Consider the following 17465-nt stretch of genomic DNA (forward strand, 5'->3'; position numbering starts at 1 on the left):
AGACATCCTCGCTTAATGGTTATGTGGATCAAAGCTGCCTTTGGCAAGCTGTGATGAAATGAAAAAAGCGCCTTGAGTCACTACTTCAGCACCTTCTTTGAGGCCTGATATTTCGACATAATCGCCAAAATCTCTACCTCTGGATACTTCAACAGGCCTAAAACTGCTTTGCTCTTTGATAAAAACCTGCCAGTCGCCATCTTGACTTCGAGTCAGCGCAGTTTCTGGAACCGCCAAAATAGGATTGGTCGTAGGTTGACTAAAGTACACACTGACAAACATGCCTGCGTGTAGCTTGTCTGTTGGGTTATTCACTTGTAACCGAATGATGCGTGTGCGCGTTATTGGGTCAATAGTATGGGAGGCTTGGACCACTTTGGCGGGATATTGATTACCTGCAAACTGTATGTTTGCGGAGGTTTGCTCTGTAATAGTTAGGTTTTCATCTGCAGCAAGGCGAGCTTCAACCCATAAATTTGCTTCGTTAGCCAGTTGTAATAATGTTTGGCCTATGGCTATTTGCTGTCCTTGTGCAAAATCATCTTTGAGCACAATGCCATCAATTTTTGCAAACAGGGTGTACTGTCCGAGTTTGGCATTTATCGGTGTGTTTAATTGCTCAATTGCAGTTTGTTCAAGTCCCAAGGCTTTCAGTTTACCAAGACTGGCGAGATATTGTGCATGTGCGAGCACTTGTTCGCTTTCACTAACCGTTCGGTTGTCCATATCCTTAACGCGTAACCAATTACTGTGGGCAACAATGTAATCGGCTTGTGCTTGTGCCATTGTTTCACTGTAGAGCGAAACGAGTTTATCCCCTTTTTTTACGTGTTGGCCCAATGCCACGTAGCGTTTATTGACGACTGATTCGGCTCGTGGCGCGACGAGGTAGCTGGTATAGCCGTTTTCTTTTAGCTCCGCAGGTGCGTAGTATGTCGTTAAACGCCTTTGTTTTTGAATACGACTAGTTTCAATTTGGGCGAGCGCTTGTTGTATGGAAGATAACTCAACATCCTGATTATGTTCAGTTTCGTTGTGTGCTTGAGCGTTTTTTTCATGTTTATGACTGTGCTCTGCGCCCGAAAATACAGGTGCTGATGAGAAAAGTAACGCGAATATCAGCATACTCATGCTGTACATTTTTGCTTTTTGCATAATGATCTCTTATCCAATGCATCTAGGCTTGGTTTTAATTTTTTTGACAAAAAGCACAGAGCAAAGATGTGCGACACTATCGCGCTAAAGCTTACTTTGCACTGTGCATTGGCTTGTGGTGGCGTGTCGCCAAACAGAGATCAAACTTTTGGAGGCTTGTATTGAGTTTCTTTATGCGCCTTTTCTAAGCTTAGGAACGTGGAAAAACGCTCACTAGAGATGGCTGTGGGCAAATATGGGAGATGTTTTGCAATAAACCAGTGCAGGTGTGAGCCACTACAGTGGCCGCAATGATGACAGTCTTTGATGTTATGACCATCTTCATCATAAATGACAGAGCTTGTTTTGTACTCTTTGCTATGTGTATGCTCGGTTTGTAAGTGTTCGGCATCTAGTTGATGAGTTTGTGGATCAGCAGCAAACGCACCGACCGATTGCAATGCAATAGTCAAGGCTATAATTATGCTGACGAAATTTCGTAAGTTCACTCACTCAACCAAAATAATAAAGAATACAAGCGCAAAGCTAACAAACATATCAGCTACGGTCAACACAGCGCTCTGTAAAATATAGGCAAGGTTGAGTTCCACTTTTGGCTAGAATAGGAAGTGAAACACGGTAAACTTAGTGTGTAATTTGTAGTGAGCGAAGAGCATGTATTCAACTGAGATATGTCAAAAAGCCAGAAAAAGTCGAGATCACCGTTTTGATGGTTTGTTTTATGTTGCAGTAAAGTCGACGGGCATTTACTGTCGGCCAATTTGTCCAGCTCCGGCCGCAAATGAAGAAAATGTTGAGTATTTTGAACACGCGCACAATGCAGCTGAAGCAGGATTCAGACCTTGTATTCGTTGTCGACCAGATGCTGCGCCTGGCAGTTATGCATGGTTGGGGGCAAAGACCACCGCTGTAAGAGCTAAAAAATTGATTGATGAAGGAGTGTTGAGTACAGAGTCATCGCTTATCTTGGCAGAACGCTTAGGAATCACACAGCGATATCTTAATAAGCTGTTTAAACAACATTATGGTACCTCACCCAAGCAGTATGCGCTTTATAAACAGTGTGAATTTGCCAAGCAGCTGCTGCAACAAACACATTTGCCTGTATCGCATATTGCTTTTGCTAGTGGCTTTAATTCACTTCGTCGCTTCAATGATGCGTTTGTTAGATTGTTTCAGTTATCACCAAGCAGATTACGTCAATCAAAGCAGAATATTGGATCACATATCACATTATTTTTGCCATTTCGTCCGCCTTATAATTGGCAGGCACTGCGTAGTTTCTTGGCAATGAGAATTATTGAACCAATAGAATGGTTGAGTGCCAACAGTTATGGCCGAACTTATCAATTGGACCAATATAATGGCAGTTTTGAAGCGCACTTCGATGGCGCAAATTTCAGATTTAAAGTCGATATTTCCATTAACGATGTTGCTGGATTACACCTTGTCGTAAGTAACATCAAACGGGTACTTGACTTGGATGCCGATCCAAATTTTATAGAACAACATTTGAAACAAGGGCTGCCGTCAGGTTTTGAACTGCTAGAGGGGCTTAGATTGCCAGGTATTTGGAGTGAGTTTGAAGCAGGTGTACGCGCTATTTTGGGCCAACAGGTGAGTGTTCAAGCAGCAAGGAATTTATTGAAAACGTTGGTCACGGAGCTTGGGAGCACTAATCATCAAGGAAAAATGTTGTTTCCTACCCCTAACTCAATGGAAAGTTGTCGTTTCGAGTTTTTCAAAATGCCACAACGACGCAAAGATGCTTTAGCTTTATTTGCAAACTACTTTGTACAACACGATTATCCATCTCAAGACCTTGATAAGTGGCTAAGTATCAAGGGAGTTGGTCCGTGGACGGTCGACTATGCCAAGATGCGAGGGCAGAGTCATCCCGATATTTATCTGGGGACTGATCTGGGCATTAAAAAAGCACAGGCTGAATTTCAAGACATGAATATAAGTGCGTGTGCGCCCTTTCGTAGTTATTTAACTTTTCAATTATGGCAAAAATTATAATGTATCAACATACCATGAAAACCCCTGTGGGACAGCTCACGATCCAAGCATCACAAAACGGCCTGACTTATGTCGGTTTTTACCCCAAAGAGCAGCTTTGTGAAGCGCATAACTTACATACACACGCTGCCAAAAAACAGCTAGAGGAGTACTTTGTGGGAACTAGACATACGTTTGATTTACAGTTGGATATTTTAGGGACACAATTTCAAAAGGCTGTTTGGCAAGTATTAACATTAGTTGAATATGGCAAAACAAGTACTTATGGCTGGATGGCACAGCAGCTCAATAACCCTAAAGCGGTCCGAGCCGTGGGAGGCGCAAATGGTAAAAATCCGATTAGTATTATAGTACCTTGTCATCGCATTATTGGCGCAAATGGCATGCTAACAGGCTATGCCGGTGGTGTAGAAAAAAAAGCATGGTTATTACAACATGAACAGCAAAATAAATTAATTTAGATATACTTAGTAAAGCGTTCTGCTCACTCGGAGATTGTTGCTTTGCTGCTTAGAGCTTTTTTTTGCGCTTTTTTATGCGTGCTTAGTTTAGGGATACATGCTCAAACATTAAAGTTTTGCTATGAAGATAAGGAGCTGGCGCCTTCGTATATGGGGCGTGGTCTGATAGTGCCAACAGAAAGACCGGGTGTTGTCATTGAAATTTTGCGTATGGCAGAGCAAAAATTAGAAAATTTAACCATTGACTACATTCGTCAACCTTGGCAACGCTGCTTACATGATATGAAGCGAAATAAAGTCGATGCGGTAATAGCAAGTTTTAGAAAGTATCGAACAGAATATTTGACGTTTCCAACAGACAAAGATGGCGAGGTGGATACAAGCCTTGCATTGAATGAATTTGGCAGATGTTATGTGGGTGATAAAAACTTCATTCGTGATTTAGATGATCCCAGTAAGGTATTGAACTTGGCTGTGCCCAACGGTTACTCGTCAGCAAAAAGCGTGGATGAAAGTAAATTTGCTAAAGTAGCGACACCTTCCCAACTTGATGCTTTCGAACTTGTAAATAAACGCGTTGTTGATGGTGCAATTGGCCTATGTATGATCAATGGCGTTCCAATTAAAGCGTTTCCTTATTCTACCAAGTTGCATGCAAAGTACCCTCCGTTTGACAAAAGTTATGGTTATCTCGCTTTTTCAAAGTCGTTTTATGCGGATAATTTGCCGCTTGCAAAACGACTCTGGCATGAAATGATAAAGTTTCCCTATACCGAAGTTTATATGCGCTATTTAGAGGCAGATGATAAGGATATTAACAGTGAAGATATGAAACGCCCTGAAGCAAAATAGTAAACATGTTGCCAGTTTTTAGTTAAACTAACGCCAGATTGCATAATTAGAAAGAACTATGGCACAACTTTACTTTTACTATTCAGCGATGAACGCTGGAAAATCTACCACTTTGCTTCAATCTGCCTTCAATTATCGCGAACGAGGAATGACCCCTTTTATATTGACTGCGGCCATTGACAACCGAGCGGGCGTTGGCAAAGTTGCATCTAGAATTGGCTTGGAAGCTGATGCGCACATTTATGATGCACATAGCAACTTAATGGATTTAATCGCAACCCAAAATAGCTTTCAAAAGATTGATTGCATTTTAGTCGATGAGTGCCAATTTTTAAGCAAGACACAAGTAAATTCATTAACAGATGTGGTGGATAAACTTGGTATTCCTGTTTTATGTTATGGCTTAAGAACTGATTTTAGAGGGGAGCTGTTTGAAGGTTCGCAATATTTGCTTGCGTGGGCTGACAAGCTTATTGAACTTAAAACGGTATGTCATTGTGGCCGTAAAGCAAACCGTGTTTTAAGGACAGATGAAAACGGCGTGGCAATTGCGGATGGTGCACAAGTAGAAATTGGTGGTAATGATAGATACATTTCTATGTGTCGTCAGCATTACAAAGAAGAGCTCAATAAGGTTCTAAAATAAAATTAATTTGTCTTGGCTTGCCGTTAAGGGCAGCCCATCAAACTAAGGAAGTAAAATGGCAGGTGCTAGCTTACTGACGTTATTAGATGATATCGCAACATTATTAGATGATATTGCGTTAATGAGCAAAACTGCAGCTAAGAAAACCGCTGGGGTGTTAGGTGATGATCTTGCGCTTAACGCTCAACAAGTGTCGGGTGTCAAAGCGGATAGAGAATTGCCGGTAGTTTGGGCAGTGGCGAAAGGATCGATGTTCAATAAATTGATACTGGTTCCGAGCGCTTTGTTGATCAGTGCATTTTTACCATTTTTGATCACTCCACTGCTGATGTTAGGTGGACTTTTCTTGTGTTTTGAGGGGGCCGAGAAGGTTGTCGAAAAATTGGTCCATTCTACGCCTGAGCATGACAGTAGCGCAAACCTACAAATTGAAGACCGCATTGAATATGAACAAGATAAAATTAAAGGTGCGATTCGAACAGACTTTATATTGTCTGCTGAGATCATTGTGATTGCACTAGGTACGGTCGCTCAAGAAACATTCTCCAACCAACTGGCGGTATTGAGTGTGATTGCGGTGCTTATGACGCTGGGCGTATACGGGCTGGTTGCGTTAATCGTTAAGCTTGATGACATGGGATTGTATTTACTTGCAAAGCCTAACGCGGGAGGTTTCACAAAAGCGCTAGGGCGAGGGTTGTTATCATTTGCTCCCAAGCTTATGAAGCTATTAGCAATTGCGGGAACTGTAGCGATGTTTATGGTCGGTGGTGGCATTCTTACCCATGGTTGGCATTTTGTATCTGAGTATATTGGTGCTGTTAGTGTCGATATTGCGTCTCAAAGTGTAGCGGCATTGGCTTATGTATTACCAAGTGTATTCAATGCGCTGTTTGGTTTACTTGCGGGGCTAATTGTTGTGATGGTCGTATCGACTTTAAGTTGGTGTAAGTCGAAAATAAACGTTTAACTTTCTCGTTGCTTGTGTATCACAACACAAGCAACACTTTACGCGTTAGTTAAATCGCCAAGCCAAAAATCGGCTTTGTTTTTGACCTTGAGCCATTTTTACCACTTTGATCTCTTCTGGTTCTAGTTTTTTAAGTGCTTTTTTGAGCGGGAATAGGTTGTCTTTATTCGACACCAAGCAAGTGAACCAGCCGACCTGATCAGCAAAGTCTTTACTCTCGCGGATCATAGTTTTTATAAATCGCCTTTCCCCGCCCTCACACCAGAGTTCGTTATTGTTTCCGCCGAAATTGAGTGAGTTGCTTGGACGTCGATTTAGATTGCGCCATTTTCGTTGTGTACCTTGTGTGGCGGCTTGTTCATCTGCATGAAAGGGTGGGTTGCACATAGTAATATCAAAGTATTGATTTGGCTTGATGACCCCATGAAATATGTTTTGCGGATTTTGCTGTTGATGTAATTTAATTTTCAGTTTATTTGCGTCAATTATTGCTTGTGCACACTTTAACGCTGAAGGGTTGATATCCGAGCCTTCAAACTGCCAGCCATATTCTGCAAATCCAACCAAAGGGTAAATTAAATTCGCACCAGTACCTATATCAAGAATATTCACGTTAGAAATCAATCGCTCTTGACTTGTCATTTTGAGTAGATCGGCAAGTGCGTGAATATAATCTGCACGGCCTGGGACGGGGGGACATAGGAAATCTCCTCCTAGTTCCCAATACTGTACACCGTAGTGGAACTTAAGGAGCGCCTTATTTAAACATACTACGGCATTACGGTTAGTGAAATCGATGCTGGTTGTATTTCTAGGGGTAACTATCAGAAATTTAGCCAGTTCCGGCAACGCACTAACTAGCGCATCAAAGTCATAGCCATTTTTATGTTTATTTCTACTGTGCATGTAAATTCACTTAATTTCTTGCTGATTTTTCATTATACCGAATAGTGACAAACACATGCCACCAGCAATTATTGAGTAATTGCAGGGCCTGCAATCTACTGGTAGGATGAGTTTAATATAATAATAAACCTGTCAACACGATGATCGAACAAACATCTTTATCTATCAATTTTAGCCCTGAACAGTCGTTGCATTTAAGGTATATTGCGACGCCTGATAGTAATGGACCAGCCGTTTTTTTTATGCACGGAGCGGTAGAGAATGGCAAAATATTTTATACAGAGAGTAACAAAGGGTTAGCGCCATTCTTGGCGTCAAAGGGTTATCGCTGTTATGTTGCTGATTTACGAGGGAGGGGAAATAGTTTACCCGCGATATCGGCAAATTCTCAATATGGGCAAACTGAAGCCATATTAGAAGATATTCCCGCAATGGTTGAATTCATCAAACAACATAGTGGTGAGTTTCCAAGGTTTTGGGTTGCTCACTCTTGGGGTGGCGTATTGATGAATAGTTATTTTGCCCGCTTTGTTGAGTCGATTAAACAGGTGGATGCATGTGTATATTTTGGAACCAAACGTAGTTTACATAATCATCATGTGAGTAAATACCTACAAGCTAATTTAATGTGGTATGGGTTGGCTCCTTTATACGCGAAAAAGCACGGCTATTTACCCGCCAAAGCTTTGCGTTGGGGAAGTGACAACGAAACTCGCAAATCGCATCAACAGGGAGCGCAGTGGGCTAAACGCAGGCCTTGGATAGACAGTGATGATGGTTTTGATTACGCAAAAAAGCTACGTGCTTTGACATTACCACCCACATTACACATTGCTGGCGTTAAAGATAAAGCATTGGCTCAGCCAATTGACATAAAGAAGTTTATTGAAGAGTCGGGTTTAGGTGTGCAGGAAATGAAAATTTATGGCAAGCAGCATGGCCATAGTCACAACTATGGCCATATCGACATGCTGACACATAGGCATGCACATCAGGATCAATTTAAGGACTTACTTGATTGGTTTGAGCGTCACTCTCGTCGCTAACAAATTCATTGATTTGTGCTTCATAATGGCGCCAGCTTGACAGAGGTGCCTTGCTGATTGGTTTGCGTACTTGCGCTTTACTTAATGTTGTAACCGCTCGGTGATCCTTGTAAAACTCCAAACATTCAGGTTCGAATTTTTGACCAATGAAGTTGAGGGCTCGAGTGATTGTTTTTTGTGGTTGTGCTAGCAAATCTTCATATTTAACAGTAAGAATTTTTTCTGGTAAATATTGTTTAAAGTGTGTCGTGACGTCTTCTTCGGCACGCGCATAAGTCATAAACTCAGGTAGCGAGCAAAAATAAGGTTCGTCAGCTGCAAAATGGTTACTATAAACTGACCAAGCCGTTGCATTAATATCTCTTGTTAAATGAATGAAGCGAGCGTCGGGAAATAGTCTATAAATTAAGCCAATATTTTGAAAGTTTGCCGGTAGCTTGTTGATCACAACTTCATCACCTACACGGTGCTTTTTAATTTCTTTCACATATAAGCCACGGCAATAGTCCAAAGCCGAGTTACTTAAATTGACCATGCAATAAGGAAAACGTGTTTCTGAACGTTTCTCAAGGAAAGGCACAATTGTGTCACTAATGACCGTACTCTCGCCCAGACTTCCAACCTCACTATGTTGAACCAACATTTGTTCTAATAAAGTAGAGCCGGTTCTGGGCAGCCCTAAAATGAAGGTCGGAGTAAATGTTGTTGCCACTCGGTCTGTCGGTTTCTTGAAATAGGCGTCACCAAATTGCGTTTTTAACTCGTTAAAAAAGGGCAACATATTTTCTGTACGAAAGTCACAGAATTCGAGTTGCATTTCGTTTGCTAATTTAAATGCCTCAAAGGCCTCTTTATAGTTCTCAAGTCTGTGATGACACTTACCCAAAGCATAGAGAGTAACGATTTTTAGGCGTTTGTCGTTATATACTTCAAGTAATTGCTCCAATGGTGGGAGGTATCTGGATTGTGCAGAAGATTGTGTTATTTGCACGAGTTCATAAAGCATATATGCTGTAACTGGGTGAATCGAGCATTTTAGTCCTAATTCGAAGGTTTTTCTTGCTTTATCTATAAAACCGTAATCTAGATAAAACTGACCTAATTTGTAGTGGGCTAGTGCATTATCGCGTGCGGTACTTAGGGTATATTCAAGCACTGTTTTCGCGTCAACCGGCGAACCGACTTTGATAAAGCACTCGGCAAGGGCAAACAATGGATCAAGTTCTTTTGGCAAATGCTCACAGGCTCTGCGTAGATAGTAAATTGCGCTGTCATACTCTTCTAATTGAATGCATATACGGCCTAAGCCGAACAGTGCAGGGCCATTTTTGTTATTTTCTTTTAGGACTGCTTTGAACATAAACTCAGCTTCCCTGAGCTTATTTTCCGCCATTAACTCATTGGCTCTTTGGATCAATAACATGGTTGGATAGTAGATAACTTCAGATAACTAGATAATAAAAATAAAAAGGCGAAATAGCCAATGCCATTTCGCCTTTACTGCTGGGTTACAGTAAAAAATTAGAAGGTATAGGTTGCTTTCACGTAGTAGAAACCACCGTTAATGCCATAAGGCGAGGTTTCGTAGTACTTACCACCCCAATTGTTGTTTGGAATACCTGTAGCACGCTCGAAATCAAGCTTCTCTGGTTCTTGGTCGAAGATGTTGTTAGCACCTAATGTAAGACTGATATTTTCAGTCGCGAAGTAGGTTACTTCTGCATCAAATGTCACAGATGGGTCAGCCATGATAGCGGTTGCATCATAATCTACGTGCACACCTTGATACTCACCGAAGTAGTTATAACGAACAAAGCCCGTAAAGTCTTCCCATTGCTGAGTCCAAGTCAGGGTTGCACGATGATTAGGTAAGTCTTTTTCCAAACGCTTAACCTTGAAATCGCCCGTAATAGCCGAGAACTTATCAACTTCAGTGTCATTCCAATTGTAAGCAAACGCAAATGTTGAGTAGCCGCCTAAAAGGTCCATTGAATAGTTCGCTACTACGTCAACACCCTGCGTGGTTGTATCAAAGTCGTTTGTAAAGAAACTTACCTGCGCTATGCTGTCAACATTAGGTACGCCATCTGCTTTCAATGCAGCCTTTTGAGTAGGTGTTAAGTTGATTTTATCAGACTGGCTGATACGGTCTGAAACTTGAATGTTGTAGTAATCAATCGTCATGAATAAATCACCAGATTGATAAACTGCACCCAATGTATAGCTATCAGACTCTTCTGGTTGGAGTTCTGTACCACCTAGAATTTGTGATACAGGGTTTGTTGGTGGTAGCAATGCTGAGTCAACTAACACACCGCTACTTAAGTTAGTTTGAACGTTACTGACGTTTGCTTGACCAACAGTTGGTGCACGGAAACCTGTACTGACAGAGCCACGGAATGAAAGGTCGTCAGTCGCTTGGAATTGCGCGGTTACCTTGTAGTTGGTGGTTGAACCAAACGAATCATAGTCTTCGAAACGAAGCGCCCAACCCATTAAGAACTCTTCTGTGAACGGAGTTTCAATGTCGATATAGGCTGCATAGTTGCGACGGCTATATTCACCTGCTGCTGAAGGTTTAAAACCTGGGAAACCGTTTGAACCGATACCGAAACCTTGCTCTGTTAAAGGACCTGCGATAAAAGAGGCCTCATCACCGGCAATTACTTCGAAGGTTTCTTCATGCCACTCTAAACCACCAGCAACGTTTACGTCATAGGCTAGGCCGAAATCATAGCCTTTTGAAATATCAGCATTAAAGTTTTTCTCAAGTTGGATGTATTTACCTGGGCTAAACTCCATGGGAGTTTCAGCACCAAGTGATGCGTTAACTGTATTGGTAATAAAATAACGAGATTCGTTACGGCCAACCGAGCCGCTTAAATCATAGTAGGCACCTTTCATGAATCCGTCAGTGATTTCACCTTTGGTACCAATAGTTAAAGACGTATCTGTGATATTACCACCGAAGAACGGCGTAAAGCCTGCTGGCAAAATTTCGTTAAAGGCAAAACAGTTATTGCCCAAGTCAGTGTTGGCTGCGATTTGTTGATATTCAGGAATAGTTGATACGTCAAGGATTTGATTCCCATCAGAATCTTTAAGGTTGATTGTTGGACATGCAATACCGCTATCCAAGCCATCTAAATCTGCGACAAGTAATGTTTCACCACCATCATTCGAATATACCTGAGGGCGGGTTTGAGGGTTACGATAGTAGAAGCCACCTTTCACATCACGCTCAGAGTAGTTGCCGAACATGTAAAACTGAGAATCGTTAGAAAGATCTAAACCTACATTACCAAATAAGCTGATATCATCTTTAATTTCTGGTGCGCCCCAGACCTGAGCTGGGCTACGAACGCCCGGCACTCCAGCGTTTGCATAGGCTGCTGCATCTGGTCGCTGCACACTTCGGCTTGTAGGATCAGCATTTTTGTATTGGAAGCTTAAGTTTGCAAAACCATCATCAGAGAATGGTAAACCTACGTTACCTTCAAAGGTTGTAGTGTCGCCATCACCTTCAAAATATTGGCCATGCTTAACAGAAAAGCTACCACCCTCTGAGGCATCTTTTAGCACGAAGTTGATAACACCTGCGATCGCATCTGAACCGTATTGAGCGGCAGCACCATCACGCAAAACTTCCACTTGCTTGAGAGCGATACTCGGAATAACAGAGATATCAGGCCCTTGTGCACCATCGTTAATTCCGCCGCCTAAAAATGCAATAACTGAAGAACGGTGGCGACGTTTACCGTTAAGTAGTATTAATGTGCTGTCCGCTGGGAGACCACGCAAGTTAGCTGGGCGAACCAAAGAAGCGGCATCGCTGATTGGATTTTGATGCACATTAAGTGAAGGAACTGAGCCTTTCAAAAGCTCTAACATGTCGTCACCACCAGCTTTACTTAACTCTTCACCTCCGATGATGTCAACAGGCACTGGTGAGTCACCGACCGAGCGCGGTGCTGCACGAGAACCAACGACTGCAATTTTTTCGATCTTTTCTTTCTTGGCGCCATCTTCTTCTGCCATCGCGGCAGTAGAAAATATTCCAACAGACGCAGTTGAAGCGATTGCATAAGTAATTGCACGACTAATCGCGTTTAGTTGTAGTTTCATCCTGTTTCCCCAGTTTGATTATTGTTGTCATAAGCTTTACACAAAACTCATGTTTGCTCTTATTTTCAACTTATATATACATATCATTAACTTGGGATGCAAACTTTCTTTGCACCCGTTTTAACCGTAGCAGTGATTTTGCTAAAGGCAAATTTTTAAATAATTTTGTTCAATTACTGGGGGTTAGATAAATAAAAACTTCAAAAAATGGTGAGAATAGTGGGGGAAATGAAATTTTAAGTGCAAATATGAGAGACGATTAATTGTTCATAATTTGTTTGGTTTGTATGTGGTTTGACCATTCTTTGCGCTTTTGTCGGTAAACATCCCATACACAGGGACAGCAACTGCCTCCGCCGCAACATTCATCAGGTTTTGGTTTTTGTGGTTCTTCTAGTTCTTTTGTTTTTTGGCTACACATTGTTTTAACTCGCTAAGACTAAAATCACATAGTATCATCAAATGAAAATTTGCTAAACTTGGTACAAATAGTTTGAAAACGGCACTTTATGAAGCTGATCAGAGTAATACATAAAGCGCCGATACGTGTTGTACGTATCGGAAAGCGTAAGCAGCAAGTAAGGTTGCGTCGAGTGATGTTAGAGCTCAAAGCTGCTTTGTCTCAAGAAAAACAAGAAACGAAAGAAATGCTTGAGATTTACAAACGCTACACCAAGGGAAAAGCGGATAAAGCAGAATTAAAAATAGCCAATGAACAGTTTCTTGATTTATTGAAAGGCCTAGGGTTAGGTGTTTTTGCTGTTCTGCCATTTGCGCCGGTGACTATCCCACTTATTGTAAAGTTAGGGCAATGGGTAGGTGTAGATGTCTTACCGAGCTCTTTTTCTTTAGGGAATAAATCATCGCGTAAATAAGTGATTTAAAGCATATAACTTGTTATTCTTGACGCAGACTTGCTAAAAGTATGAGACAAATTATGATGCGCGGATTACTTCTTCATGCCAATACAGGCATTCCTATTCACTTTATCGTTAAATCACAACTGGAAACTTGGTTAACTACCCAAGATAAACTGGTTAAAACTATCGTCGCTTCAGGTAAATCCGATAGTTCAACACCATTTTTGATCCCAAACCTTGAAACGTCAGAGCTTGCTGCCGTTGTTTGCGTAGTTGATTCTCTTGAATCAATGTGGCTTGCTGGTGACTTGGCAAAGCAGTTGCCGCAAGGTATATACCAAATTCAAGGTGACAGTCAGTTTGTAGAACAACAGGCGCTCTCTTTTGTTCTTGGTGCATATCAATTTTCCGCCTACAAAGAGGTATCGAAAGTAGAGGCTCAGCTTGCCATCTCAGATAAGCAAATCTTTGATGAAGTGATGCACAGTGCTCAAGCAATTTATTTGGTGAGAGATCTTATTAACACGCCAGCCGCTGATATGATGCCTCAGCACTTAGCTGAGGTAATGACTGAGCTCGCTGAACAGTTTGGCGGTGACTTTAGCCAGATCATCGGTGATGAATTATTAGAACAGAATTACCCGACGATCCACATGGTTGGCCGAGCAAGTGATAATAAGCCAAGGCTATTGGATTTAACTTGGGGTGAGAATAAGCATCCGAAGTTGACACTAGTTGGCAAAGGAGTGTGCTTCGACTCGGGTGGTTTAGATCTAAAGCCAGCATCTGGTATGCGCAACATGAAAAAAGACATGGGGGGAGCGGCTCATGTTCTGGGTCTTGCTCACATGATCATGGCTGCGAATTTGCCAGTCCGTTTGCGTGTGTTGGTGCCAGCGGTAGAAAATGCTGTTTCTAAAAATGCATTTAGACCAGGGGATGTGATCAAAACTCGCAAAGGTATTACAGTAGAAATCGATAATACGGATGCTGAAGGGCGGTTGGTGCTTTGCGACGCGCTAGCAGAAGCGCAAAATGAATCACCCGATCTGCTGATCGATTTTGCTACTTTAACGGGTGCTTGTCGTGTTGCACTGGGTACCGAATTACCAGGCTTTTTTAGTACAGACACACAGCTAGCACAGGATTTGATGCAACAAGGGTTATCGCATCAAGACCCTGTTTGGCAATTACCCCTGTTTAGTCAATATAAAGCGCTCTTTAAAAGCGACATTGCAGATATCGCTAACTGTGGTACTACGCCGTTTGGTGGTGCCATTACCGCAGCTCTCTATCTCCAAGAATTTGTAGAACCAGAACAAACTCCTTGGGTACATTTTGATGTGATGGCATGGAACTTACGCCCATTACCTGGTCGTCCAGTTGGTGGCGAAGGATTGGGACTGAGGGCGACATTTAATTATTTGCAAGCACGTTATAAAGGCGAATAAATAGAGAATGAAAGCAGGCATTGAGAAATGCCTGCTATTTGAGTGGTTATATTTTCGGGATATTTGCCAAAATTGCTTTCATTTGCTCCCAGTACAAACCAACCGTGTCAATTTTTACTTTTTCGTCAGGTGAGTGTGGGAATTTAATCGTAGGACCGAATGAGATCATGTCCATATTTGGGTAAGGTTCTTTGAACAGGCCACATTCAAGCCCCGCATGGATAACCATGATGTCAGGCTTTTTACCATAAATGCCTTCGTAAACATCACGAAATATAGCGGTTATTTGCGAGTTTGGATCCGGTTTCCAACCTGGGTATGCGCCAGAGAATGCGACTTCGGCACCAGCTAGAGAAGCAAGTGAGCTTAATGTGCCTGCGACGTCTTCTCTACCAGAATCAATCAATGAGCGTATTAAGCACAATACTTCCATCTGCTCGTCATTTGTTGAAATCACGCCCATGTTCAGAGATGTTTCAACGACACCAGCAATATCATCGCTCATGCGCACAACGCCATTTGGACAGGCGTTGAGCAAGGCTAACAATTGGTTTTGGCTTTGGTTAGTTAACGGTAAATGTGATGGTGCAATGCTCAATGCGGATAAGCAAATATTGGTTTCAATACTCGACAACTCTTCTTTTACAAGCTGTTCAAATTGGGCTAATGCATGCTTAAATTGCTCAACTTGAGATTGGGGTAGAGCGATATGCGCGTATGCTTCGCGTGGAATGGCGTTACGCAAAGAGCCACCTTTGATAGACACGAGTCGTAAATCAATGCCATTTATGTGGTTTTTCAAAAAGCGAGCGAGGAGTTTGTTTGCGTTCGCGCGACCAGTATGAATATCTACGCCAGAGTGACCCCCTTTGAGGCCTTTCAATGCAACTTCAAAATGACTCAAATTTGGAACTTCTTCGCGTTCAATCGTTAATACCAGGCTAGCGTCTACACCGCCTGCACAACCCATGTATATTTCGCCTTCCTGCTCAGAGTCGGTGTTAAGCAAAATGTCGCCTTCTAACCAGCCTGTTTCCAAGCCAAATGCGCCAGTCATGCCTGCTTCTTCGTCAATCGTAAGTAATACTTCTAATGGACCATGGGCGATGTCATCAGCGGCCAAAACAGCTAAACAGGATGCCATACCGATGCCATTGTCTGCACCTAAGGTTGTGCCTGTTGCAGTTACCCATTCGCCGTCAATATAGGGCTTGATGGGATCTTTGGTAAAGTCATGGTCCGTATCGTTATTTTTTTGTGGCACCATATCGATGTGGGCTTGCAACACAACAGGCTTTCTATTTTCCATACCCGTAGTGGCTGGCTTTTTAATAAAAACATTACCAACTTTGTCACGGCGAACTTCAAGGTTTTGTGAGTTTGCCCAGTCAACAATAAACTGTGCGAGCGCTTCTTCGTGTTTTGATGGATGAGGTATTGCGCAGATCTGGTCGAAAAACTGCCAAATTGCTTGTGGTTCTAATTGGCTAATTTCAGTATGTGGTTTAAACAAAGTGCTTCCCCTACTTAAATGGATTGGCGGATTTTATCATTCAAGCAGGGGACAAAGCGACCGCTTTATTTAGACCAATCCGCAATTACACTTATTCATTTTAAGGGATTAAACCTGATGGTAGCGGCGTTAAAAATTTCTTATTTAGAACGACGGCATCACGAAATTTTTGCCTTACCTACATGGATGTAGGTACCTTGTCGGTAGCGGTGCTACCGACAAGGTTTTTTAGCTTTAAAATAGACTACTTAGTTAAGCGTTGTAGCTCTACACGCTTGTACCGCTGGCTCTATCAATTCGAGACCGGTTTTATCACAAGGAGCTAAAGCTGCATCACTTTGCGCGATAGGTGTGATTCTGTCACCCCATTTAATATAGCTTGCTGCCCATGTTAGTCCGGCACCGAATGCCGCAGACATGATGTTGCTATGTGGCTTAATTAAGCCATTCTCGACCGCTTCACACAATGCTATGGCAATAGTCGCAGCTGATGTGTTGCCGTATTTATCGATATTGACCATCACTTTATCATCAGCAATGTCAAGACGTTGCTGAATGGCTTGAATGATGCGTAAATTGGCTTGGTGAGGTACTAATACATCAATATCCTCCAATTGCAGCTTAGCTTGAGACAGTACATCATCACATGCTTCGCTCATACCTTTAACCGCACGCTTAAATATTTCACGACCTTCAAATAACAGATCAGACGGCCCTGTTGGCTGGTACTTATTCATATCAGTACCGTAGTTAGCGATATGTAAAATGTCTCTATCTTCACTATCACAGCCTGTTTTAGTGCCTAAAAGCCCACAAGGCTCTTCACTTGCCTCTAATATTACGGCACCAGCACCATCACCGAATAATACGGCGCTGTCTCGCTTTGCCCAGTTCACATACCAGGTCATTCGCTCAGCTGCAACGACAACAGCACGCTTAATCATTCCTGCTTGAATTTGAGCTGTCGCGTTTTGTAGTGCATATAAAAACCCAGAACATGCAGCATTGGTGTCACAAGCCGCAGCGCCAGTTGCACCAATATTTTTCTGTACCAATGATGCTGAATTTGCAACAACTGTTGAGGGTGTACAGGTAGCTAAAAGAACGAGATCTATATCTTTGCCAGAGAGCCCTGCGCAAGCCAATGCATGTTTACTTGCAATAGTGGCAAGTTCAACAGTACTCACATGACTGACTCTGCGCTCTTTGATGCCTGTGCGGGTACTGATCCACTCATCATTGGTATCAACAATTTGGCTTAGTTCGTCATTTGTAATCTTGGCTGGTGGAACGCACTTCCCCCATCCCGTAATTTTTGCATAAATCATAATGTTCTCATTCTTGTCTGACCAGCGGTCATTTGCCTGCGTTTATATCAAATATCACAACTGATCACCAGTTGATATTGCTTTTAAGGCGTTGCCTGAACTAGACTTGGTGTATGGTATGCCTTGATCT

16 protein-coding genes are annotated in these 17465 nt (G+C 42.2%); 8 read left to right on the top strand and 8 right to left on the bottom strand.

Going from position 1 to position 17465, the window contains the following annotated elements; all coding sequences use genetic code 11:
• Nucleotides 1-12: 12 nt before the first annotated feature.
• Nucleotides 13-1155, bottom strand: a complete 1143-nt coding sequence (locus ACW689_RS14125; protein WP_476292437.1) for an efflux RND transporter periplasmic adaptor subunit — start codon at nt 1153-1155, stop codon at nt 13-15.
• A 140-nt stretch (nt 1156-1295) separates the two neighbouring features.
• Nucleotides 1296-1643: a hypothetical protein gene (locus ACW689_RS14130; RefSeq protein WP_476292439.1), complete on the bottom strand. Its 348-nt coding sequence runs from the start codon at nt 1641-1643 to the stop codon at nt 1296-1298.
• A 166-nt stretch (nt 1644-1809) separates the two neighbouring features.
• Between ACW689_RS14130 and ACW689_RS14135 the strand changes: the two genes are divergently transcribed.
• From ACW689_RS14135 to ACW689_RS14155, 5 genes are all read left to right on the top strand, one after another.
• Nucleotides 1810-3177 (top strand): DNA-3-methyladenine glycosylase 2 family protein, encoded by a 1368-nt coding sequence (locus ACW689_RS14135; RefSeq protein WP_476292441.1) that lies wholly within the window; start codon nt 1810-1812, stop codon nt 3175-3177.
• The gene (locus tag ACW689_RS14140; RefSeq protein ID WP_476292581.1) at nt 3174-3638 is read left to right on the top strand and encodes a methylated-DNA--[protein]-cysteine S-methyltransferase; all 465 of its coding nucleotides are present in this window, start codon (nt 3174-3176) and stop codon (nt 3636-3638) included. Before ACW689_RS14135 ends, ACW689_RS14140 begins: the two co-directional genes overlap by 4 nt.
• Before the next feature lie 150 nt (nt 3639-3788).
• Entirely contained in the window at nt 3789-4490 is a 702-nt protein-coding gene (locus tag ACW689_RS14145) for a hypothetical protein (RefSeq protein WP_476292443.1), read from the top strand.
• Between the two features lie 58 nt (nt 4491-4548).
• On the top strand, nt 4549-5136 hold the full coding sequence (locus tag ACW689_RS14150) for a thymidine kinase (RefSeq protein ID WP_476292445.1): 588 nt from the start codon (nt 4549-4551) through the stop codon (nt 5134-5136).
• A gap of 55 nt (nt 5137-5191) precedes the next feature.
• Nucleotides 5192-6106 (top strand): DUF808 domain-containing protein, encoded by a 915-nt coding sequence (locus tag ACW689_RS14155; RefSeq protein ID WP_476292447.1) that lies wholly within the window; start codon nt 5192-5194, stop codon nt 6104-6106.
• Nucleotides 6107-6151: 45 nt separating this feature from the next.
• On the opposite strand, the gene rlmF is transcribed toward ACW689_RS14155, so the two are convergent.
• Nucleotides 6152-7012 (bottom strand): 23S rRNA (adenine(1618)-N(6))-methyltransferase RlmF, encoded by an 861-nt coding sequence (gene rlmF / locus ACW689_RS14160; RefSeq protein ID WP_476292449.1) that lies wholly within the window; start codon nt 7010-7012, stop codon nt 6152-6154.
• A gap of 140 nt (nt 7013-7152) precedes the next feature.
• Here rlmF and ACW689_RS14165 point away from each other — a divergent pair, with 140 nt between their 5' ends.
• Entirely contained in the window at nt 7153-8058 is a 906-nt protein-coding gene (locus tag ACW689_RS14165; RefSeq protein ID WP_476292451.1) for an alpha/beta fold hydrolase, read from the top strand.
• On the opposite strand, the gene ACW689_RS14170 is transcribed toward ACW689_RS14165, so the two are convergent.
• The 3 genes from ACW689_RS14170 to ACW689_RS14180 form a co-directional block, all read right to left on the bottom strand.
• The gene (locus ACW689_RS14170) at nt 8015-9481 is read right to left on the bottom strand and encodes a tetratricopeptide repeat-containing sulfotransferase family protein (protein ID WP_476292453.1); all 1467 of its coding nucleotides are present in this window, start codon (nt 9479-9481) and stop codon (nt 8015-8017) included. The genes ACW689_RS14165 and ACW689_RS14170 overlap by 44 nt on opposite strands.
• A 98-nt stretch (nt 9482-9579) precedes the next feature.
• Entirely contained in the window at nt 9580-12183 is a 2604-nt protein-coding gene (locus ACW689_RS14175; RefSeq protein ID WP_476292455.1) for a TonB-dependent receptor plug domain-containing protein, read from the bottom strand.
• Between the two features lie 259 nt (nt 12184-12442).
• On the bottom strand, nt 12443-12604 hold the full coding sequence (locus ACW689_RS14180) for an oxidoreductase-like domain-containing protein (RefSeq protein WP_476292457.1): 162 nt from the start codon (nt 12602-12604) through the stop codon (nt 12443-12445).
• Between the two features lie 88 nt (nt 12605-12692).
• Here ACW689_RS14180 and ACW689_RS14185 point away from each other — a divergent pair, with 88 nt between their 5' ends.
• Both ACW689_RS14185 and ACW689_RS14190 read left to right on the top strand, forming a co-directional pair.
• A complete protein-coding gene (locus tag ACW689_RS14185) occupies nt 12693-13058 on the top strand; it encodes a hypothetical protein (protein WP_476292459.1) in 366 nt (121 codons plus the stop codon).
• Nucleotides 13059-13123: 65 nt separating this feature from the next.
• Entirely contained in the window at nt 13124-14494 is a 1371-nt protein-coding gene (locus ACW689_RS14190; protein WP_476292583.1) for a leucyl aminopeptidase family protein, read from the top strand.
• A gap of 46 nt (nt 14495-14540) precedes the next feature.
• Here the strand turns inward: ACW689_RS14190 and ACW689_RS14195 are convergent, their stop codons facing one another.
• A complete protein-coding gene (locus ACW689_RS14195; protein WP_476292461.1) occupies nt 14541-16007 on the bottom strand; it encodes an aminoacyl-histidine dipeptidase in 1467 nt (488 codons plus the stop codon).
• A 248-nt stretch (nt 16008-16255) separates the two neighbouring features.
• Complete coding sequence (locus ACW689_RS14200; RefSeq protein ID WP_476292463.1) at nt 16256-17335, bottom strand: beta-ketoacyl-ACP synthase 3; 1080 nt, start codon at nt 17333-17335, stop codon at nt 16256-16258.
• Nucleotides 17336-17465: the final 130 nt, after the last annotated feature.

The organism is Pseudoalteromonas sp. ABE4_541 (assembly GCF_056312285.1).